Below are 19941 nucleotides of genomic sequence, written 5' to 3' on the forward strand. Positions count from 1 at the left end.
TTTAGAGATAAAGCCACCACAATAAGCTTACTACTCCTAATGACAGGGGCAGAGACAGCAAAATCATGAGCGCAATTTCATCTACTGGCCCTTTAAATTTAGTTGCCAACATATAGCTTATGACGGCGACAGGCATGGTACTCAGGACAATCAGTACGGAGCCTTCTAACGGGCTAAGTGGGAAAAACATCACCACGATGCTGGCACACAAGGCCCCTACGAGTGGACGAAACAGGGAGAGCAGTGCGGCTCGGCTGATTTTGTTGTTTTCTTTGATTGTCAGGCCGCTGATGGACTGACCGAGCAGCATTAGCATGATGGGTAAGGTGATATGGCTGAGCATGTTCAGTGTGTTCATCAAAGGTGCAGGCAAGCTGACTTTCACGCTTAATAAAATACCACCGATAATCAGCGCAATGACGGGACCATTTTTGAGGAGCTGCTTTGGGTGGTAGGCACCAGACATAAACCCAACACCTAAAGTAAAATGACTGATTTGTACCACGGAAGAAATGACGACTGCGATGGCCATACCTTCTGCGCCAAATAAAGCATACGCAACAGGGATGCCCAAGTTGCCCGTATTTGGATTGACTAAAGGTGGTAAATAAAACCGCGCAGGAAGCTTGAGTAGTTTGAGGAAAACGAACGAAAGCAACGCGATAAGCGTCAATACGATGGCTGTGGCAGAAATCAGCTTTAGCATACTAAAAATGTTCATCTGCATTGAAAGCACTGAGTGGAGTAACAGTGCAGGTAACCCCAAATTAGAAACGAGGGCTCCCAGTGACGGGTTTTCTAGGTAGTTGGTTTTTTTGCCGAGAAAAAAACCTAAACAAATCAGTAATAGAATGGGAGTGAGCGCGCCTGCCAGTGCCGATAGCATAAGAAACCTTATTGAATGGTGTGATGTGAAGTCATTTAAATGTGATCAGTTGGTGTTCATGTTAAAGGCTTCTACCAAATAGTTCACCAATGCTGTAACTCTTAAACTGATATTTCTTGATTTAGGGTAAAGTAAGGTGACATCAGATGATGATAACTGCCAATTTGGTAGCGGGTTTACGAGTAAGCCCGATGCCATTTCTTTTTCAACGTAATAAGCGGGTTGCCTAGAAATACCAGCGCTGTTGAGTGTAGCCAGTTTTGCGACATGGCCATTTGAGCAAGTTAATTTTCCTTGTACAGGAAGTTCATACTTTTCTTGAGTTGTGGTGTGTGTAAATAACCATCTTTTTACTGAGCCGTTAATCAATGTATGTTCCAGTAAATCTTTTGGGCTATTGAGGGCGGGCATTGATTTAAGATAATCGGGGCTGGCGACAAGATGATTTGTATAGCGAGTTAGTTTTCTACCGATTAAGTTTGAATTGGCTAAGCTGCCCATTCTGACCACCAGATCATACTGTGCTTCGATCAAATCTTCCCGAGTGCTGGAAAAACTCAAGTCTATTTCTATCTGCGGGTTTTCCGCCATAAAACGGATCAAAATTGGCGCAAGTATGGCTTCACCGAATAGGCCGCCTACCGAGTTGATGCGGATTTGTCCGCTAATACTGGAGTGTGCGTGCTGGGCTGCTTGCACCGCATGTTCTAGCTGATCTATTCCCAGTCTAGAAAGTTGATAGAAGGTTTCTCCTGCAGGTGAGAGAGAAAGAGAGCGCGTTGAGCGATAAAGTAATTGCACGCCCATGTGTTTTTCTAATCGACTGATGATTTGCGATATTCGTGCACGCGATAGATTGCGTTGTTCGGCAGCCTTGGAAAAACTTTGCGTTTCTACGACAGCCAAAAACTCGGGTATGCCTTCTGGAAAGTTGGCGCTCATATTGTTAAGCCCTAATAAACAATACATTTAATGGATTGATAATTATAAACAGTAATAAGCCTCGTATAGTAGTGTCATTGGTCAATAGATAATCTTGAGGGTGATATGAATAAGAGAATATTAGGAAAAACAGGGTTTGCGGTGTCTGAGATTGGTTTAGGCTGTTGGCAGCTTGGAAATGACTTTGGCCCAGTTGAAGACAAAGAAGCACAAGAGATACTGCAAACCGCTGTGGCAGAAGGAGTTTGTTTTTTTGATACCGCCGATGTATATGGGGGTGGCATCAGTGAACAACGAATTGGAGAGTGGCGCAAAGGCTTAGCGGAGTCGCCAATTATTGCCACAAAAGTGGGGCGAGATGCGGCGTTATACCCAAATGGTTACAGTAAGGCGTCGGTGAAAAAGAGTTTGCAAGAATCGGCGAAACGATTGGGGGTTGAAAGCATTGATTTGGCTCAACTGCACTGCGTACCTAGGGAGGTGCTTTTTGCTGGGGATATTCTTGCTTGGATGGAAGACCTTAAGAAAGAGGGTGTCATCAAGCATTTTGGTGCCAGTGTTGAAATGTTGGATGAAGCAAAATTTTGTTGTGAGCATCCTGAGATAGCGAGTTTGCAGATCTTGTTCAATGTGTTTCGACAGGATGCGGTGACGTCACTGTTTCCAATCGCGGAAGAAAATAATGTTGGTATCATTGTACGTTTGCCCTTAGCAAGCGGTCTGTTGTCTGGAAAAATGTCACTTAATCATCAGTTTGATGAGCGTGATCATCGTTCTTATAATAAAGATGGTGCGGCGTTTCATGTGGGGGAAACCTTTAATGGTATTCCGTTTGAAAAGGGCGTTGCATTGGTGGAAGCACTAAAGGCAAAATTACCTGAAGGGCAAAATATTCTTGATGTTTCACTGCGTTGGATTTTAGATCAACCGCAAGTGTCTAGTATTATTGCTGGAGCCAGCCGTTCCTCACAAGTGGTACGTAATGCGGCGGCATCCTCACTGCCTCCATTGAGTAAAGATTTGCATGTGTTACTAGCGGACTTTTATCGTGACGACGTGAGAGCGGAAATTCGTGGTGGTATCTAGAGCATAAGAAAGACCATCAAAACATGAAAGGTGCGAGTTGACTCGCACCTTTCATTGAATTGTTTCTTTAAGCAGTAGCGCTATTATTTCAGTATTTGTTCTGCGTGGGCCTTAGTTTTTACCTTGCTGATGATGTCGGATATTATTCCCTTTTCATCAATAATAAAGGTGGTTCTGACCGTTCCCATCGACTCTCTGCCCATGAATTTTTTAAGTTGCCAAGTGCCATAGAGTTCATGCACTGTTTTTTCTGTATCGGCAATCAGTGGAAAAGGCAGATCGTACTTCGCAATAAAGTTCTGGTGTTTTTTCTCAGTGTCGGTGCTGATGCCAAGCACAATAAAGCCTTGATCGAGTAATGCTTGGTAATTATCACGCAAGTCACAAGCTTGGGCTGTACAGCCAGGTGTCGCATCTCTTGGATAAAAATACAGTACTACTTTTTTGCCTTTGAACTGACTCAATGTGATTGTCTCACCATTTTGGTCTTTGGCGCTAAAGTCCGGTGCAATTTGTCCGATTTCGATTGTCATAAGCGTGCTCTCTATTATTAACGAAACATGTTTAATAAGAATAGCTTACCAAGAGCTAGACGAAAAATCCCCCCGAATGCGTTTTCTTGCTAATTTACTCCGGCTTTACGTCCGTCAATTATTGTTAAAGCCGAGTCTGGACGTTACTATAGGCGCGCTTATAATTTTATCGGAGACTCGAAATGATCACAGGTAGTTTAGTTGCGCTTATCACACCTATGTCACCAGATGGCGCTGTAGATACCAAAAAATTAGATGATCTTGTAGAGTTTCATATTAATGAGGGTACTCACGGTATCGTAGCGGTGGGGACGACGGGGGAATCGTCGACTCTGACCCCAGAAGAACATGCTAATGTGATTCGTCAGGTTGTGAAGACTGTCAATGGTCGAGTTCCTGTTATTGCTGGTACAGGTGCCAATGCAACACATGAAGCCATTGATCTTACGCGTCGTGCCAAAGAAGCGGGCGCTGATGCCTGTTTGCTTGTTACACCGTACTACAATAAACCGACTCAGGAAGGCTTGTATCAACATTTCAAAGCCATTGCTGAAGCGGTGAATATTCCGCAAATTTTATATAACGTACCAGGTCGTACCGCCTGCGATATGCAAAATGAGACTGTTGTCCGGCTTGCTTCTGTTAAAAATATTGTGGGTATTAAGGACGCTACAGGTAACCTTGAGCGTGGCGAAGCCTTGATTAAAGCTTTGCCAGAGCATTTTGCTGTGTACTCGGGAGATGATGCGACTGCGGTTTCGTTAATCCTATTGGGCGGTAAAGGTAATATTTCTGTAACCGCAAATGTTGCCCCAAGAGCCGTTGCTCAGGCCGCTGAACTCGCCTTAGCAGGAAAAGCAGATCAAGCGCACTCTGTGGACACAACGGTAGCATCTCTTCATAAAAATTTGTTTCTAGAATCCAATCCTATCCCTGTTAAATGGGCTTGCAGCCAATTAGGTCTGTGTGAAGAAGGAATTCGATTGCCACTTACCCCACTTTCAGAGCCGCATCATGCAGCTGTTCGACAAGCCATGATAGAAGCTGGAGTTTTATTAGTATGAATAAGTTCACATTACAGCTGATGAGCGCAAGTTCACTGGCTATTTTATTGTCTGGTTGCAGTCTATTTTTGACCGATCATTCTGATGATTATCAAGATGGCACACCAACGGCTGCGACATTGGTTGTACCTGAGGGATCGGCACAATCAAAAGATGTTTTAGTCATTCCGAATGAAGATAAAATTGCCAATTTAGAACCCTCTAAACCCTTTACAACGCCAAGGGCGCCATTTGTTTTTTATCCTATGGTTGATGTGGGTGTGATCGAGCAAGATGATTCATTGGAATTTTTTGTGCCTGCGAATATAGAGCAATCTAAGCGCATTGTGGCAGACTTCCTAACCGCGCTGCATGGCGCTGGTGACCCTATTTCGTCACAAACACAAGATCAACTTATTTCTATTCCTTTTGATTTTCATCCACAGGGTTGGTGGGCATCATTATGGAGTGATATTACTCGTTTGCATCCAGCGCAAACCGCTTTCTCGTTCCGCTTTAGCGAATCTGGCGAAAAAACCTTGGTGAGTGTTCAGTTTCGTAATGAACAGCAGGATGTTGAGCCAAGTGACTGGATGAGTCCTGTTAATGATAACGATGCTTATTCTGTTGCCGTACGTTTATGGGGCGCGATTGGTCGTCAGTTGAACCAATCTTCTGCCTATCTTTCAAACCGTGATGACGCTTCTTCTTTCCCTGTTTGGGTGGATCATCAGGGACTCTATGCTATTCATTTGGGCAGCAATGTGTCTCAATCTGACATTGAAGCAAAATTGAAAGCAGCGGATATTTACCTCATTCCAGGCGCTGAAGATAAGTTGGCTCCTGTGCGACCAGAAGATGTTGCTAGAGTCGGTGATGTCATTGATTTCAGCGTTCCACTGAGCAGTGGGAAAAAACTAGAATCCATTAAGACAATCCGCCGCGACTTAGACGATGTAAGCTGGGAAGAGCGAGAGTACACTTATAAAATCACGCATCAAAAAGCAGGTGACTTTTTGGTGATTGATGTGTCATCGATGGCCTTCCCAGAGGTCGTGTCGTTTCATTTGGCACAACGTTTTGTAAACTAAAGATTAACCCCTCAAAAAAGAAAACCGGAGACCCTCCAATGGAAAAACGACAAGAGCTGTATGCAGGTAAGGCAAAATCTGTATTTCGTACAGATGATCCTGACAAGATGGTTCTAGTGTTTCGTGATGATACTTCTGCCTTTGACGGTAAAAGAATAGAGCAGCTTGACCGTAAGGGCATGGTGAACAATAAGTTCAACGCGTTCATCATGACAAAATTACAAGAAGCCGGTATTCCAACCCATTTTGAAAAACTGCTAAGTGATACCGAGTCACTTGTTAAGTGCCTCGATATGATTCCGGTTGAATGCGTCGTTCGAAATGTTGCTGCCGGCAGCTTATGTCGTCGATTAGGTGTTGAAGAAGGCATTGCGCTTACGCCGCCAACATTTGAGTTGTTCTTAAAGAATGATGCGTTAGGCGACCCAATGATTAACGAGTCTCATGTTGAATCATTTGGTTGGGCGAAAGCTGCTGATTTAGCCAAAGCGAAAGAGCTTACATTCAAGGTAAATGATGTATTAAAAGCGATTTTTGCAGAAGGCGGCATGATTCTAGTTGATTACAAATTAGAATTTGGACTATATAAGGGCGAGGTTGTATTGGGGGATGAGTTTTCTCCTGACGGCTGCCGTTTATGGGATGCCAAAACCAAAGAAAAATTAGATAAAGATCGTTTCCGTCAAGGCTTGGGTGGCGTAATCGAAGCTTACGAAGATGTAGGTCGTCGTATAGGTATCGATTTCGACGCATAAGCGTATTGGTAACTTAGTTCAAAATGGAGGACAAGCGCCTCCATTTTTACCGCGCAAGGACAAACATTGATTAACTTCCTTCCTATTGCCATTGGCTTGCGTTACGCCCGGGCAAAACGTTCCAACCACTTTATTTCTTTTATTAGCTTCTCTTCCATTGCAGGCTTAGCACTTGGGGTTATGGTCCTGATTACCGTTTTATCGGTAATGAATGGCTTTGATAGAGAGTTGCGTCAGCGCATATTGGGGATGGTGCCTCATGCAACCTTGTGGGGTACCCCGGTTCTGGATGACTGGCGTGCTACAGCAAAGCTTGTTGAGCAGATGCCCAATGTTGTTGGTGTTGCCCCTCATATCCAAGCTCAAGTGATGTTTCAATCTGGTGAAAGTGTTCACGGGGCGATTCTGAATGGGATTAACCCTGATATGGAGAAAAAGGTCTCTATCATCGATGATAACATGGCGTCGGGCTCGCTAAATGCGCTTAATCAAACCAGCTTCGGTATCGTTTTAGGGGCTCAGTTAGCAAAAATGCTTGGCGTAGAGGTGGGTGATAAAGTGACGGCAATATTGCCCAAAGCCAATGTCTCTATTGCTGGTGTGGCTCCTGTTTTAAAACGCTTTACGGTAGTGGGCACTTTTGAGGTTGGGGCAGAGCTAGACAGCAGCTTGGCTTACATCAATATTAAAGATGCTGCGAAGCTGAAACGTTATAACGACGATGATGCAGAGGCATTGAGAATATCATTTGATAATTTGTTTGTGGCGCCTGTACGCATTTGGGATATTGCACGTGAGATACCCGGTCAAAATAGAGTGAGTGATTGGACTCGTACTCATGGCAACTTGTTCCAAGCCATCCAGATGGAAAAAACCATGATCGGTTTATTGCTTCTGCTTATTGTGGCTGTAGCGGCATTTAATATTGTGTCTACATTGGTCATGGTGGTAACCGATAAGCGCAATGACATAGCAATACTAAGAACCATGGGATTAACGTCTGCTCAAGTGATGTGGGTGTTTATTGTTCAGGGTATGTTCATTGGTATGCTTGGCACTTTGATTGGTGTGATATCTGGGGTTGCCTTGGCATTGAATGTCAGTGATCTGATTGCAACAGTGCAGACTTTATTTAACGTCCAGTTTTTGAATTCGGATGTGTATTTCATTAATTACTTGCCTTCGCAATTAGAATGGGCAGATGTCAGACTGATTGTCATATCCGCCTTTATTATGACCGTTGCGGCGACCATTTATCCCGCTTGGCGAGCTTCCAAAGTGGAACCAGCAGAGGCATTGCGTTATGAATAATAATATTGTTCTAGAGTGTCACGCACTTTCTAAGCAATACCAAGATGGTAAGCAGATTGTAGATGTATTCCGATCCATTGATCTGTCTTTGAATAAAGGCGAGGCCTGTGCCATTGTTGGTGCTTCAGGATCGGGTAAAACCACTTTGCTGAACCTATTGGCAGGTTTGGACTTGGCGACGACAGGTGAAGTCAAGCTTGCTCAAGTTTCTTGGTCTAGTATCAGTGATGCAAAGCGCGCTAAAATGCGCAATCGTGAAATGGGGTTTGTTTATCAATTCCATCATTTGTTGGCGGAGTTTACAGCGCTCGAAAACGTGTTGATGCCAATGTGGATAGCGGGCATCAATAAAAAGGAAGCAAGGTTGCGTGGTGAAGAATTGCTTACGCAAGTTGGCTTGAAAGACCGACTAAATCACAGGCCCTCACAGCTTTCTGGTGGTGAAAGGCAAAGGGTGGCTATTGCCCGCGCTTTGGCCAATAGACCAGCCTGTGTGTTGATGGATGAGCCGACAGGGAACTTAGACGAAACGACGTCTCTTGAAATTCAAAACTTAATTAATGAGTTGAAAGTGACGTACAATATGGCATTTCTTCTCGTAACTCATGACGAGAAAATGCTTAGTTGGATGGATTCTGCTTATCGCCTTTCGAAAGGGACACTGCAGATCTTAAAACAATCGAACATGTAATCTTGGTTCTAACAGAATCTTTAAAGCCAAGCTGAGAATGAGCTTGGCTTTAAAGACTATTTTTGCGATTGGTTTCGTTGTGCTCTTTCTTTCCAGCGCTTCACAACATGCAGGCGCCACAATACGGTAATTAATGCGTAGCTTATTGCGCCTACAATGATACCTGAAACCGTCGAGCCAACATAAAGCGGCAGCCATATGTGCTCCATCTTATCCCAAATCCATTCGACAGAAAGTTGAAAATCTTTCTTATCAGGTGAACCAAGGATAAGGGTTCCCAGTTTGTAGTTGAAATAAAACACAAAAGGCATTGTCAGTGGATTGGTGATCCAAACTAACGCGATCGATAGGGGAATGTTGGCGCGCAAAGGAATAGCGAGCAAAGCAGAGGCCAACATCTGAAAAGGCATTGGAATAAAGGCCCAGAATAAGCCATTAAAAAAAGCCCGTGCAACAGATTTACGATTTAAGTGCCATAAATTAGCTTCGTAAATTTGAGCGCCCAATAGACCAAGGGCTTTACTTTGTTTCAGCTTTTCTGGGTTTGGTATGAATTTTTTAAGATAATTTTTTGGCATAATTAGGTGAAAAATAGTTTAGCAATTTGAGACATGGAGGTCTTGTGTTACTAAGTAGTTTATCCATATTGATGGGCGCCATATTGGTGCCGAGCCATTATTTGTGGCTGTATTCTACGCATATCGTTCTGGTGTGTCTCTACCTAATATGGTCAAAGCGTCTAATAGTTTTGTTTTTGACACTTCTCTCCTTTATTTCCGTGGTTTTTAGTGAGTTTGCCGCCGCACCAGCATTTTCAATCAGCGCGGGTGATGAGGTATTGATTGATTTTGAAAAGAAAAGTGTATTTTTCGAATCCGCTCCATTGTTTGATGAGACCGTTTTTTCAAAGCGACAGTTTGTTCAAATCGTGTATTTTTCTGAAGATGGCTCCCGATATGCGCAAGATGATTTTGTTCTAACTGTTTTTAAGGGTGGGCATAGACCAGTCTCAGACGAGAGCGCGTTACAAAGTGCAAGTGGTGCCTTATACAAGGGCGTACTGACGGGCGTTGTCTTGGCGGATAAAACGGGCCCCTGGTGGCAACGAAATCTGTATGTAAAAAGACAGTCAGCACAGCTTAATGTGAAGCTTATGAATAATGATTCTGATCGCCTTCGACAAGAAGATCGTTCTTTAAGAGAGCGGTTATTGCTTAAGCTTGATGACAGTCTAAGGCATTTTGATCATTGGCGGTATTCTAAAGCTTTATTATTAGGGCAGGATGATCTATGGAGTGAAAGGGATACTTGGATTATTCGCACGCTTGGACTGGCTCATTTGTTTGTTGTATCTGGCTTGCACACGGGTTTTATGTTCATTATCGGTCGCATGTTAAGCCGAGTGGTTTGGCAGATTATGCCGCGTACTATTCTCTTGTCTGGTATGACGCGCTGGCACTGTGATGCCGTGGTGGTTATTCCATTATTGTTTGCGTATGCCTATGTGACACACTGGGGAGAGCCAGTAGTGAGGGCCTCGATTATGTTGAGCGTGTATTTGTGTGCTCGCATGCTTGCTCTAAAAATATCATCTTATAGCATCATTACATTTGCGTTGTGGTTGGTGTTGATGTTTGATCCTAGGGCGGTTTTGAGTCCTGGTTTGTGGCTGTCATTTAGCATGGTGTACTTGTTAATAGGCTTTTGCCAGACGTCCACAAAATTGTCACGACTAATGATGGTGCAAGTTATGTTAAGTACCGCCTCGATGGTACTAATACTTGGCTGGCAAGAAGCCATTTCAAGCGTGTCCATTTTCGTCAATGTTCTTCTTATTCCGTTCGCGGCGATCGTATGGTTTCCTCTGGGAATGCTTTCTTGTGTAGAGGTCGTGCTACTGGGATCGAACCATAGTTATGCCTTGTTGGAAGAAGGGTTGGTGTTTCTTATGCTGGGCATCGAGTGGGTCGTTTTTAATTTACCACTATTGCCATTTGAAACGTTTTCGTCAAATTTGCCAAGATGGATGATGTTATTATTGGTGGTGCTGTGGGTTTATCAAAGCCCTCTCAGGCGTGGTGTTTTGATTGCCACCAGCATTTGGTTGCTTTTATTTCCCTCCGCCTTTTTTAATAGATTTGATGCCGATTTGGTGATAACCAATCACAATAATTCGTTAGCATTGGCGGATCAAGAGACAACGCTATTGGTGGATGCTTGGGCGGGGAACGATATAGAAAAATTGATGTTTGGTGCTTACCTGAATGTTGCTCAAGAAGGTTATTTGTTATCGTCGAAGTCGATTTCTGAACTAACACCACATGCCTTGCTGCATCACGATGTGAAGTGGGTCATTCTTAAGCAAGAAAAAATGCCACAAACTGAGACTATATTGGACGCTTTGGGGGTTAATTGGTTGGTTGTTCCAGCAGGCGAGTCGTTGGCTTTTTATTTTCAGAATGATTCTGTTTCGTTACGGCACTCTTTGTGTGTTTATGATTTTTTTCTCTTAAAATCTGACACTTGCAAGCGTGTTGAAAAGTTAGAGAGTGTGTTAAATTACAGGCAAATCTAAAATTGGAGAGCGAAGTGTTAGCTTTTATTCAAACTGGTGGTTTTTTCATGTGGCCCTTGTTGGCGTGTTCCATTCTCGCGCTGGCTATTATTCTTGAGCGTTTTTGGACCCTACGTAAATCGGGTGTGGCTCCTAAGGGGTTATTATCGGATGTCATGGCACGATTGCGTGATGACAGAATGACCATCGAGTACATTCGTTCCATGCAAGCGAAAACAGGTCTAGCGTCTATTTTTGCGGCGGGACTTTTGAATTCTAAGCACGGCCGTGACGCTATGAAAGAAAGTGTTCAAGAGGCGGCGAGTCATGTTATTCATGAGTTAGAGCGTTTCATGAATACGTTGGGCACCATTGCGGCCATTGCGCCTCTGTTGGGTTTGCTAGGAACCGTTGTGGGCATGATTAAGGTCTTTTCTGTTTTAATGGAGAGCGGCGCGGGTAATACGGCGTTATTGGCTGGCGGTATTTCAGAAGCATTGCTGACTACGGCTGCGGGTTTAGGTGTGGCCATCCCCGCGCTTATTTTCCATCGCTTTTTTAGTCGCCGTATTGATGAGCTTGTTGTCACTATGGAACAGCAGTCGACAAAATTGGTTGATGCTTTGCACGGTGATCGAGATAAAGCAGGAGTGGCCCAGTGAAATTTCGTCGTCAGAAAATAGATGACGTGCAAATCAATTTAACACCATTGATTGATGTCGTTTTTTTATTGCTTATTTTCTTTATGGTCAGTACGACGTTTAATCAAAGTACGGAGTTGACGATTGATCTACCCACAGCGACATCGAATGCTCCCAGTTCTGATCGCTCTAAAAATGTCGAATTGGTGATTACCGCCGATGGTCAATATGTCATTAATGGTCAAACACTTATTAATGAAAAAGTCAGCACATTAGTACAAGGATTAAAAGAAGTCAGTGAGGGGGACTATACACGACCGCTCATCATTACGGCTGATGCAAAAGCCTCTTACGATATGGTTCTTAGAGTGTACGATGCTGCAGCCAGCCTTGGCATCACTAAGCTGGCACACACTGCGCAAAAAGAGCCTACACAGTGAGTTGGGAGTCTTTATTTACACGCTCTTGGTATGGGCGTTGTGGTTGGACGCATCTATTTCAGCCCTTACTGCCGATGGTTAAAAAAATAGTCTCTCAAAAAAGAGAGGCTTTTTTATCCGGTGCGAGCAACAGTTACAAAGCTCCTGTGCCTGTCATTGTGGTTGGGAATATCAGCGTAGGCGGAACAGGAAAGTCGCCCATGGTGGTTGCTTTATGTGAGCTGTTAAAAAAGCAGGGCTATCGTCCTGGTATTGTCTCACGTGGTCATGGGGCGAAAGTTGATACGCCAACACCTGTCTATATGAACAGTATGGCTCAAGATGTGGGCGATGAGCCGGTCATGCTAGCTCGACGTGCGGCCTGTCCTCTGGTGGTTTTTCCTAAAAGGGATGAGGCGGTCAAATTTCTGCTGGCAACCACAGACGTCAATATCATTATTAGTGATGACGGTATGCAGCATTATCAACTGGGTCGAGATATTGAAATTGCGATGTTGGACGCTCAGCGTGGTGTGGGGAATGGTCAATTGCTGCCCGTTGGCCCTTTAAGAGAGCCAATAAACCGTCTGCAAGAGGTGGATTTTGTTGTGAGCGTGTCTGCTTCTCTCACTGAGGCTCTGACAAAACTGAATCTTGATATTACTCTTGCCCCTCTTGTTCCTATTAGGCTGATGTCATTGGATGGTACACAGCACATTGATTGTCATGAGGCGTTTGTCAGCAATACAAAATGGCATATGATAGCGGGTATCGGTAACCCAGAACGTTTTGCAGATACTTTGAGGCGACTAGGTTTGCGCAATGAACTGTCAAGTCATCATTGGTTTGCGGATCATCATGTGTTTAAAGCAGAGGATATTCCTACGGACGGTGCGGTCATCATGACAGAAAAAGACGCTGTTAAATGTCAGTCATTGACGTTATCAAATGCCAATATTTGGTATCTTCCTGTCTCCTTAGTTTTACCAGATCATTTTCAACAACGTTTTTTAGAAAAATTAACCCTTATAAAAATGGATCATTGCCATGAATAAAACCTTATTAGATATTCTTGTTTGCCCTGTGACGAAAGCGGCACTTACGCTAAGCAAAGACGGTAGTGAGTTGATTAGTAAAGTGGGCGGGATGGCGTATCCGATTCGTGATGGTATCCCTGTGTTATTGGAAACAGAAGCGCGAACCCTAACGACAGATGAACGATTAGAGTCAGGTTCATCCAGATGAAATCACAAAAAGTGCTGATGGTGTGTCTGGGTAACATCTGTCGTTCCCCAGCGGCCCAAGGCATTATAGAAAGCCTTAACTTGAAGCAAGGTGGCGTGCGTCTAGAAGTGGACTCTGCGGGCACAGCAGCGTATCACGTAGGCAATCCACCAGACAGTCGATCTATTGCTGTGTTGAAGCAAGTTGGTATTCATATCGATCAACAGCAAGCCAGACAAGTCACTAAGGCAGACTTTGCTGAGTTTGATTGGATTCTTGCGATGGACAGAGAAAACTTGGCCAATCTTAAAAAAATTCAGCCTGCGGCCTGCAAGGCAAAGGTCGTTTTGTTTGGTGAGTTTGAACCAAGTGTGTCTTTTGGCGAAGTGGCAGACCCTTACTATGGCGGCGAAGATGGATTTGTGGCGATGAGAAAGCACCTAACTCAAATCTCCGAGGCCTTTATTCATTACCTTTATTTAAGAAAAGAAGATTAAGTTAGCCAATGAATATGCGATTTAGTAGCCGCGATTGTTTTTCGCAAAATGTTGAAGACTCGATTCAAAAAAATATTTCTTTGGCCACTTATAATACTTTTCGCTTTGCGTATCGTGCCGAATTTTTTGCTATTGCAGACAGTCTTGATGTGTTGAAAGCCTTATTAGCTTGGGCCAGTCGCTTCAAGCATGAGGTTACCATGATTGGTGGTGGCAGTAATTTACTCATCTCCGGTGATGTGAAGGGTTTGGTTATTGTCAATCGTTTGACGGGCATAAACGCCAGGGAGCATAGTGGTAATCTGATTAGCCTGACCGTTGCTGCTGGTGAGAATTGGCATCAGCTTGTCGAATTCACAGTCAATCAAGGCTGGTTTGGTCTTGAAAATCTGGCACTTATTCCTGGTACAGTCGGGGCCGCTCCTGTTCAAAATATTGGCGCCTATGGCGTCGAAATAAAAGACGTATTAGCCCGTGTCCAAGTTATCAATAGATTGTCAGGGGATGTTTACTGGGTGAACGCACGAGACTGTGGTTTGGCCTATCGTGACAGCCATTTTAAAGGTAAATGGCTTTCTACGTTGCTCATCACCGCTGTTGAGATATCCCTGAAAAAACAGGGACGCTTGTTGCTAACTTATGGCGGCTTATCGGATCGATTGCCTGCACAACCGAGTCTTAAAAACGTCTTCGATATGGTTTGTCAGGTGCGCAGTGAAAAGTTGCCTGATCCTAAAACGTTGGCAAATGCGGGGAGTTTTTTCAAAAACCCGATCGTCAGTCAGGATCAGCATGAGGTATTAAAGGCGCGTTTTCCTAACTTGGTTTCATTCAGGTTTGAGGATGGGTTCAAGTTGGCAGCAGGTTGGTTAATTGATCAAGCTGGTTGGAAAGGCAAGCAATTTCACGGGGTTGGGGTTTACGAAAAGCAGGCGTTGGTATTAGTCAATTATAAAGACGAAACAGCGGATTCTTTATTGCTGTTGGAAGCAGAAATAAAACAGTCTGTTTATGATTTATATGGCGTCAATCTAGAGCGCGAACCTGTACAATTACCTTCGCTTATGTATCTTGATCACGCTACGAATTTGGAGACACTGAATTGAAGATTGGGGTGATTGATTCGGGTGCTGGGGGCGTCACTATCTTAAACGCTATACACAAAAAACACCCTTATTTGGATTTGGTCTATTTGGCGGATGATGCTTTCGCCCCCTACGGTAGTAAAAGCATCGCACAATTGCAGGATAGGTTGATAAAAATAGGCCGCTTTTTTGAAAATGAGAATGTGTCTGCGATCGTAGTGGCTTGTAACACCGCGACCGTGGCGGCCATTGATGCGTTAAGAGCGAGTACGTCCTTGCCTATTATTGGAGTTGAGCCAGCGGTAAAACCTGCTTTTCGTATTAGTAAGCAACGTAAAGTCGCCGTGTTAGGAACGCCAGTAACGGCACAAAGCCCACGTTTAAACCAACTTATTGGTCTTTGGAAGTCAGACAGTCAGGTGTCGATTATGTCGAGTGATACCTTGGCTTATGATATTGACGCTTGGCCTGAAACAGAAGACAAAATCAAACAAACGATTAAGCATTTAAGCCAAGATATGTTGGCGCATAACATTGACACATTGGTCTTGGCTTGTACTCACTATCCCTTGGTGAAGCATTTGTTTGTGCAGGCTTTAGGTACTGACTGCGAAATTATTGAGCCAAGTGAAGGGGTTACCGCTCAGCTTATTAGACGTTTAGAAGCGTCTTACCCGGAGGCAATGCACGCTTTGTATCCTGTATCCTCTCAACCAGAAGGTCAGATCGAGCTGTGCAGTTCTTTGGGCACTAAAAACATGCAACGGCTCTCCTCATGGATTGTGGCAAGCGACGCCATATCGGATAAAAGGCACGTTACTATTTAAGTCTGGTTTTCAAAAAAAGCCATAATCTTATCTTTTTCCCACATAGCATCCTGATACCCTAAATCCATCAAGGCTCGACAATACTGCGGTGTGAAAAGCAAATAACTCGCCGCAGAGCTAATTTTCTCTGATGTTGATCCTCCTGCTGCTTTTAACAAAATACGAACATTCTTGGGCAGTGTTTTGATGTAGTGATGCGCAATGGTGTTTAATTCTTCAGATGGCGAAATGATCAATGTTTCCGTCGGAAGGTTTTGATGCAGAGCCTGTTTTTCCTTGGGTAAATCACGAATAAGGCTGTTCATTATCTCTAACTGATTGATGTCGTCTTCTAGATTGTCAATAAAGGCGCTGTTTAATAGTTGGCCTAGTATTTGCACCATACTAGGCGCACTTGACTCAATGTCTTCCTCTGGTGCAGCCCACTTTTTAGCACTGCGATTACCACTTACCCCAATGATAAATAACTTAGTCGCGCCCAGTTTTAGGGCTGGATAAATGGCGGACTTCTGACGAATAGCGCCGTCACCATAATAGTGATTTTGAATTTTGTGTGCAGGGAAAATGGTAGGAATCGCACTGGACGCCAATAAGTGATCCACTCCTAAGGTTGCGATGACACCTTTACGTCGTTTTTCTTGCCAGCCTGGCATGTCAGGCTGCCCTTGGAAGAAAGTTGTCGACTCGCCAGTGCTGTAGCTCATCGCTGTAATCGCAAGCGCTTTGAGTTGTTGTTTGTCTATGGCAGTGTTTATTCGAGAAAAGTCTAGATGGTTGCTCAGCAGCTCTTTTAATGGCGTATTATCCATAAGGGCAGTAGCGGTTTCACTGTTCTGTAGGTGAAACAGGGATAGCAGTGTTTTTGCAAGGGAGGTTGTCACAGGCCAGCGCCCGACGGTATAAACTTGATCGGGTGTTAAATGGCGCCAAACGAATGCAAGGGTGGAAACCGCTTTGGAAAAATTGTCCGCGTAAGACGCCAGCATGGTTGCATTTAACGCACCAGCCGACGTGCCACATAATATGGAGAAAGGCAGGGAAGTATGCTTTGGTAGCATCTTTCCCATGGCTGAGAGTACACCGACTTGATAGGCAGCACGGGCACCACCACCAGATAAAATTAATGCATTATTATTGGTCATAACAGTCCGCTTAATATGGTTTTATTGCAGCGTTCTATGTATCGCATAAAAACGCGTTTCTTCTATTAGATCAATCATTGGTAAACAGTATGAGAGAATTTTGTTGATAATGCCATGTTGTGAATTCAGTCTACTATCCGTATTTTGCATAATAGGCTGTGATTGATATTACAATTTGTAGACTGTCGTCAAAATGTCATTCACAATCTCTTCTATACTTTTGCTAACAATAAGAAAAAGGATACGAAATGAATCATTCCGCCGTTATTAGTGGGGTTGGTCTGTGGACACCCCTACATTCTATTAGTAATGAAGAGCTTGTCGCGAGCTACAATGCGTGGGCTGAGCAGTTTAATAGTGATCATGCTCAACAAATTGAAAACGCAGAAATTGAGGCAAAGCCGTTATCGAGTGCCGCCTTTATTGAAAAGGCGTCTGGAATCAAAAGTCGTTATATTTACGCGAAAGAGGGGGCTTTAGACATTAAGCGGATGCGTCCTGTGCTGGATATTCGTCATGATGAGCAACTCTCTCACCAAGCTGAAATGGCTATTTTGGCGGCCAAGAAAGCGTTAGAGGCTGCTAATAAAACAGCTGCTGACATTGATATGGTCATCGTTTCTTGTGCTTATACGCAGCGATCATACCCTGCCATTGCTATTGAAGTGCAGTCGGCATTAGGCATAGACGGTTTTGGTTTTGATATGTTGGTGGCGTGTTCAGCGGCAACATTTGGTCTGCAAAGAGCCGTGGATGCTGTTAAAGCGGGAACGGCAAAAGGCGTGTTGGTTATTAACCCTGAACTAACCTCCCCACAAGTTAACTATATGGACCGAGATTCGCATTTTATCTTTGGGGATGTGGCGACCGCCGTTGTGGTGGAAAGCAGTGAAACCTGTCAATCAGCTCATTCTTTTGATGTACTAAGCACCAAGTGCATTACCTCCTTTTCGAACAATATACGTTCTAATTTTGGCTATACGACTCGTGTTACTGACGAAGATCCTTATGGCGCAGACAAGTTGTTTCATCAAAATGGGCGCAAAGTGTTCAAAGAGGTTTGTCCAATGGCGGCCGATCACATTGAAAGCCATTTAAAGAGTCAAGGTATTCAGGTGTCTCAGTTGAAGCGCTGGTGGTTGCATCAAGCGAATATCAATATGAATTTGTTGATCAGTAAGCGTCTATTGGGGCGTGATGCAACGCTTGAAGAAGCGCCAGTGGTATTAGATGAATACGCGAACACCGCCTCAGCAGGTTCTATCATTGCTTTTGCAAAATATCACGAGGATTTAGTGGTTGGCGACATTGGTGTGATTTGTTCGTTTGGAGCTGGCTATTCAATCGGCAGCTTGATTCTTCGTAAGCGCTGATGATCACACCGGATTGCAGATTCTTTTCAATGTTGGGGTAAATTGTCTAAGTTAAGTAATACCCTCGTTAAGTCATTGAAACAGATGTGATTATAAGAGAGACTAATTGCACTGGTTTCCATGACTCAATAATAGGGCATCTTAAATATGGCAATTCATCCTCAAGCAGGGCAGCTTGCTTCTCACGATTTACTGGTCAATCTTCCTGAACTTATGTCGGCTTATTATTTGAAAAAGCCCCGAGTGACAACTCATCCAGATGAGCGAGTCAGTTTCGGTACATCAGGTCATCGTGGAAGTGCCTTATTAACCAGTTTTAACGAATATCATATTCTCGCCATTGCACAAGCGATTGCCGAATATCGACACGCTAACAATGTGTTTGGACCTTTATACTTAGGCAAAGACACTCATGCTTTGTCCGAAGCGGCTTTTCAAACAACGGTGAGTGTGCTCACTGCAAATGGTGTCCGTGTTCGTACTCAATTAAATGGCGGCTATACCCCTACACCGGTTATTTCTCATGCTGTGTTAACACACAATAAGACTCAGTCTGACATCAGTGATGGCATTGTTATTACGCCGTCTCATAATCCTCCAGAAGACGGCGGTATTAAGTACAATTCTAGTAAAGGCGGCCCAGCCGATAAAGACATTACCGATTGGGTCGCCAAGAGAGCGAATGCGCTTTTAGAAGCGAATTTAGAGGGTGTAAAGCGTTTCTCGTTAGAAGACGTGGAGGCCAGTGGCTTGATAGAGCCTTTTGATTATATTAGTCATTATGTTGATGATCTTGAAAATGTCATCGACATGAAGGCCATCGCGAACAAGAAAATTCGTATAGGGGTGGATCCGATGGGCGGCTCTGGCATTCACTATTGGCAGCCCATTGCAAAAAAATACGGATTGGATATCACGGTTGTCAATAAAGAAGTCGATCCAACTTTTCGCTTTGTGCCACGCGATAAAGACGGCCGTATTAGGATGGACTGCTCTTCGGCTTATTCCATGCAGGGCTTGTTAAAACTCAAAGATGAGTTTGATATTGCGGTAGGGAATGATCCAGATTATGACCGCCACGGAATTGTGTGTGCGGGTTTTGGTCTGATGAATCCCAATGCCTATTTAGCGGTGGCGATTGAATATTTATCGCAACACAGAAAGCAATGGCCTCAAGACATTCAGTTTGGTAAAACACTTGTTTCCAGTGGCATGATTGATCGTGTGGTAAATGGATTAGAACGCCAACTTTGTGAAGTCCCTGTTGGTTTCAAATGGTATGTCGATGGTATGTTTGATGGCGCTATGGCCTTTGGCGGAGAAGAAAGCGCTGGAGCATCCTTTCTTCGTAAAGATGCGACTGTGTGGACCACCGATAAAGACGGTTTCATTATGGCTTTGCTGGCTGCTGAAATTTTGGCAATTACCGGGAAAGACCCGCAAACACTTTACGAAATACAAGTGGCCAAATATGGTAAACCCTTCTATAAGCGTATTGATGTTGCCGCCACTACTGCACAAAAAGCATTACTTGGTGCGTTAGATGTAAAGAATGTCACCCAAACCGAATTGGCGGGTGAGGCCATTGTTTCAGTGTTGACGCATGCACCTGGCAATGGTGCTGCCATAGGTGGACTGAAAGTGTCTACTGAGAATGGTTGGTTTGCTGCTAGACCCTCTGGTACGGAAAACGTTTATAAAATTTATCTAGAGAGCTTTATATCAGAAGACCACCTTGCTGAGCTTGAAAATGAAGCAAAAGCTTTGGTGAATAGTGTGCTTGGTAGCTAACCAAACACGTTACTCTGTTTCAAAGAGAAGAAAACGCCGCTTATTCTTAT

The 19941-nt window shown here is 44.0% G+C and carries 21 protein-coding genes; 16 read left to right on the forward strand and 5 right to left on the reverse strand.

Annotated elements, in window-relative coordinates; all coding sequences use genetic code 11:
* Position 1: 1 nt before the first annotated feature.
* Complete coding sequence (locus tag DKT73_RS02620; protein WP_111637021.1) at positions 2-886, reverse strand: AEC family transporter; 885 nt, start codon at positions 884-886, stop codon at positions 2-4.
* A gap of 45 nt (positions 887-931) precedes the next feature.
* Positions 932-1828 carry a LysR family transcriptional regulator gene (locus DKT73_RS02625; protein WP_198666520.1) on the reverse strand — a complete coding sequence of 299 codons (897 nt, stop codon included), beginning with the start codon at positions 1826-1828 and terminating at the stop codon, positions 932-934.
* A 105-nt stretch (positions 1829-1933) separates the two neighbouring features.
* Between DKT73_RS02625 and DKT73_RS02630 the strand changes: the two genes are divergently transcribed.
* On the forward strand, positions 1934-2914 hold the full coding sequence (locus DKT73_RS02630; protein WP_111637023.1) for an aldo/keto reductase: 981 nt from the start codon (positions 1934-1936) through the stop codon (positions 2912-2914).
* Positions 2915-2997: 83 nt separating this feature from the next.
* Here the strand turns inward: DKT73_RS02630 and bcp are convergent, their stop codons facing one another.
* Positions 2998-3447, reverse strand: a complete 450-nt coding sequence (gene bcp, locus DKT73_RS02635) for a thioredoxin-dependent thiol peroxidase (RefSeq protein ID WP_111637024.1) — start codon at positions 3445-3447, stop codon at positions 2998-3000.
* 182 nt (positions 3448-3629) lie between these two features.
* Between bcp and dapA the strand changes: the two genes are divergently transcribed.
* From dapA to DKT73_RS02660, 5 genes are all read left to right on the forward strand, one after another.
* Complete coding sequence (dapA, locus tag DKT73_RS02640; RefSeq protein ID WP_111637025.1) at positions 3630-4511, forward strand: 4-hydroxy-tetrahydrodipicolinate synthase; 882 nt, start codon at positions 3630-3632, stop codon at positions 4509-4511.
* Positions 4508-5581, forward strand: a complete 1074-nt coding sequence (locus DKT73_RS02645) for a hypothetical protein (RefSeq protein WP_111637026.1) — start codon at positions 4508-4510, stop codon at positions 5579-5581. The genes dapA and DKT73_RS02645 overlap by 4 nt, the downstream gene beginning before the upstream one ends.
* A 38-nt stretch (positions 5582-5619) precedes the next feature.
* A complete protein-coding gene (gene purC / locus DKT73_RS02650; protein ID WP_111637027.1) occupies positions 5620-6336 on the forward strand; it encodes a phosphoribosylaminoimidazolesuccinocarboxamide synthase in 717 nt (238 codons plus the stop codon).
* A gap of 66 nt (positions 6337-6402) precedes the next feature.
* Positions 6403-7647, forward strand: coding sequence for a lipoprotein-releasing ABC transporter permease subunit (locus DKT73_RS02655; RefSeq protein WP_111637028.1), 1245 nt, complete (start codon positions 6403-6405; stop codon positions 7645-7647).
* Positions 7640-8338 carry an ABC transporter ATP-binding protein gene (locus DKT73_RS02660; protein ID WP_111637029.1) on the forward strand — a complete coding sequence of 233 codons (699 nt, stop codon included), beginning with the start codon at positions 7640-7642 and terminating at the stop codon, positions 8336-8338. Before DKT73_RS02655 ends, DKT73_RS02660 begins: the two co-directional genes overlap by 8 nt.
* Positions 8339-8394: 56 nt before the next feature.
* Here DKT73_RS02660 and DKT73_RS02665 read toward each other — a convergent pair whose 3' ends face one another.
* The gene (locus DKT73_RS02665) at positions 8395-8916 is read right to left on the reverse strand and encodes a DUF2062 domain-containing protein (protein ID WP_111637030.1); all 522 of its coding nucleotides are present in this window, start codon (positions 8914-8916) and stop codon (positions 8395-8397) included.
* Between the two features lie 44 nt (positions 8917-8960).
* Between DKT73_RS02665 and DKT73_RS02670 the strand changes: the two genes are divergently transcribed.
* The 8 genes from DKT73_RS02670 to murI are packed head-to-tail and all read left to right on the forward strand — an operon-like array spanning position 8961 to position 15585.
* On the forward strand, positions 8961-10913 hold the full coding sequence (locus tag DKT73_RS02670; protein WP_157959142.1) for a ComEC/Rec2 family competence protein: 1953 nt from the start codon (positions 8961-8963) through the stop codon (positions 10911-10913).
* 14 nt (positions 10914-10927) lie between these two features.
* Positions 10928-11554, forward strand: a complete 627-nt coding sequence (locus DKT73_RS02675) for a MotA/TolQ/ExbB proton channel family protein (RefSeq protein ID WP_111637032.1) — start codon at positions 10928-10930, stop codon at positions 11552-11554.
* On the forward strand, positions 11551-11973 hold the full coding sequence (locus tag DKT73_RS02680) for an ExbD/TolR family protein (RefSeq protein WP_111637033.1): 423 nt from the start codon (positions 11551-11553) through the stop codon (positions 11971-11973). The genes DKT73_RS02675 and DKT73_RS02680 overlap by 4 nt, the downstream gene beginning before the upstream one ends.
* On the forward strand, positions 11970-13007 hold the full coding sequence (gene lpxK / locus DKT73_RS02685; RefSeq protein ID WP_111637034.1) for a tetraacyldisaccharide 4'-kinase: 1038 nt from the start codon (positions 11970-11972) through the stop codon (positions 13005-13007). The genes DKT73_RS02680 and lpxK overlap by 4 nt, the downstream gene beginning before the upstream one ends.
* On the forward strand, positions 13000-13197 hold the full coding sequence (locus tag DKT73_RS02690; protein WP_111637035.1) for a Trm112 family protein: 198 nt from the start codon (positions 13000-13002) through the stop codon (positions 13195-13197). Before lpxK ends, DKT73_RS02690 begins: the two co-directional genes overlap by 8 nt.
* The gene (locus DKT73_RS02695) at positions 13194-13673 is read left to right on the forward strand and encodes a low molecular weight protein-tyrosine-phosphatase (protein ID WP_111637036.1); all 480 of its coding nucleotides are present in this window, start codon (positions 13194-13196) and stop codon (positions 13671-13673) included. Before DKT73_RS02690 ends, DKT73_RS02695 begins: the two co-directional genes overlap by 4 nt.
* 8 nt (positions 13674-13681) lie before the next feature.
* Complete coding sequence (gene murB, locus DKT73_RS02700; protein WP_111637037.1) at positions 13682-14779, forward strand: UDP-N-acetylmuramate dehydrogenase; 1098 nt, start codon at positions 13682-13684, stop codon at positions 14777-14779.
* Entirely contained in the window at positions 14776-15585 is an 810-nt protein-coding gene (gene murI / locus DKT73_RS02705) for a glutamate racemase (protein ID WP_111637038.1), read from the forward strand. Before murB ends, murI begins: the two co-directional genes overlap by 4 nt.
* On the opposite strand, the gene DKT73_RS02710 is transcribed toward murI, so the two are convergent.
* On the reverse strand, positions 15582-16727 hold the full coding sequence (locus DKT73_RS02710) for a patatin-like phospholipase family protein (RefSeq protein WP_111637039.1): 1146 nt from the start codon (positions 16725-16727) through the stop codon (positions 15582-15584). The genes murI and DKT73_RS02710 overlap by 4 nt on opposite strands.
* A gap of 248 nt (positions 16728-16975) precedes the next feature.
* On the opposite strand from DKT73_RS02710, the gene DKT73_RS02715 reads away from it, so the two are divergent.
* Positions 16976-18100: a beta-ketoacyl-ACP synthase III gene (locus tag DKT73_RS02715; RefSeq protein ID WP_111637040.1), complete on the forward strand. Its 1125-nt coding sequence runs from the start codon at positions 16976-16978 to the stop codon at positions 18098-18100.
* A 147-nt stretch (positions 18101-18247) separates the two neighbouring features.
* Positions 18248-19891, forward strand: coding sequence for a phosphoglucomutase (alpha-D-glucose-1,6-bisphosphate-dependent) (gene pgm / locus DKT73_RS02720; protein ID WP_111637041.1), 1644 nt, complete (start codon positions 18248-18250; stop codon positions 19889-19891).
* Positions 19892-19941: the final 50 nt, after the last annotated feature.

This window comes from Marinomonas shanghaiensis, assembly GCF_003259175.1.
GTDB lineage: Bacteria > Pseudomonadota > Gammaproteobacteria > Pseudomonadales > Marinomonadaceae > Marinomonas > Marinomonas shanghaiensis.

Excerpts from the sequence above, each read along its gene's own strand:
- DKT73_RS02625 (WP_198666520.1), bottom strand. The coding sequence starts at position 1,828 with ATGAGCGCCAACTTTCCAGAAGGCATACCCGAGTTTTTGGCTGTCGTA.
- DKT73_RS02630 (WP_111637023.1), top strand. The coding sequence starts at position 1,934 with ATGAATAAGAGAATATTAGGAAAAACAGGGTTTGCGGTGTCTGAGATT.
- DKT73_RS02645 (WP_111637026.1), top strand. The coding sequence starts at position 4,508 with ATGAATAAGTTCACATTACAGCTGATGAGCGCAAGTTCACTGGCTATT.
- DKT73_RS02620 (WP_111637021.1), bottom strand. The coding sequence starts at position 886 with ATGCTATCGGCACTGGCAGGCGCGCTCACTCCCATTCTATTACTGATT.
- murB (WP_111637037.1), top strand. The coding sequence starts at position 13,682 with ATGAATATGCGATTTAGTAGCCGCGATTGTTTTTCGCAAAATGTTGAA.
- DKT73_RS02660 (WP_111637029.1), top strand. The coding sequence starts at position 7,640 with ATGAATAATAATATTGTTCTAGAGTGTCACGCACTTTCTAAGCAATAC.
- dapA (WP_111637025.1), top strand. The coding sequence starts at position 3,630 with ATGATCACAGGTAGTTTAGTTGCGCTTATCACACCTATGTCACCAGAT.
- DKT73_RS02690 (WP_111637035.1), top strand. The coding sequence starts at position 13,000 with ATGAATAAAACCTTATTAGATATTCTTGTTTGCCCTGTGACGAAAGCG.
- purC (WP_111637027.1), top strand. The coding sequence starts at position 5,620 with ATGGAAAAACGACAAGAGCTGTATGCAGGTAAGGCAAAATCTGTATTT.
- bcp (WP_111637024.1), bottom strand. The coding sequence starts at position 3,447 with ATGACAATCGAAATCGGACAAATTGCACCGGACTTTAGCGCCAAAGAC.
- pgm (WP_111637041.1), top strand. The coding sequence starts at position 18,248 with ATGGCAATTCATCCTCAAGCAGGGCAGCTTGCTTCTCACGATTTACTG.
- DKT73_RS02710 (WP_111637039.1), bottom strand. The coding sequence starts at position 16,727 with ATGACCAATAATAATGCATTAATTTTATCTGGTGGTGGTGCCCGTGCT.
- DKT73_RS02665 (WP_111637030.1), bottom strand. The coding sequence starts at position 8,916 with ATGCCAAAAAATTATCTTAAAAAATTCATACCAAACCCAGAAAAGCTG.
- DKT73_RS02695 (WP_111637036.1), top strand. The coding sequence starts at position 13,194 with ATGAAATCACAAAAAGTGCTGATGGTGTGTCTGGGTAACATCTGTCGT.
- DKT73_RS02715 (WP_111637040.1), top strand. The coding sequence starts at position 16,976 with ATGAATCATTCCGCCGTTATTAGTGGGGTTGGTCTGTGGACACCCCTA.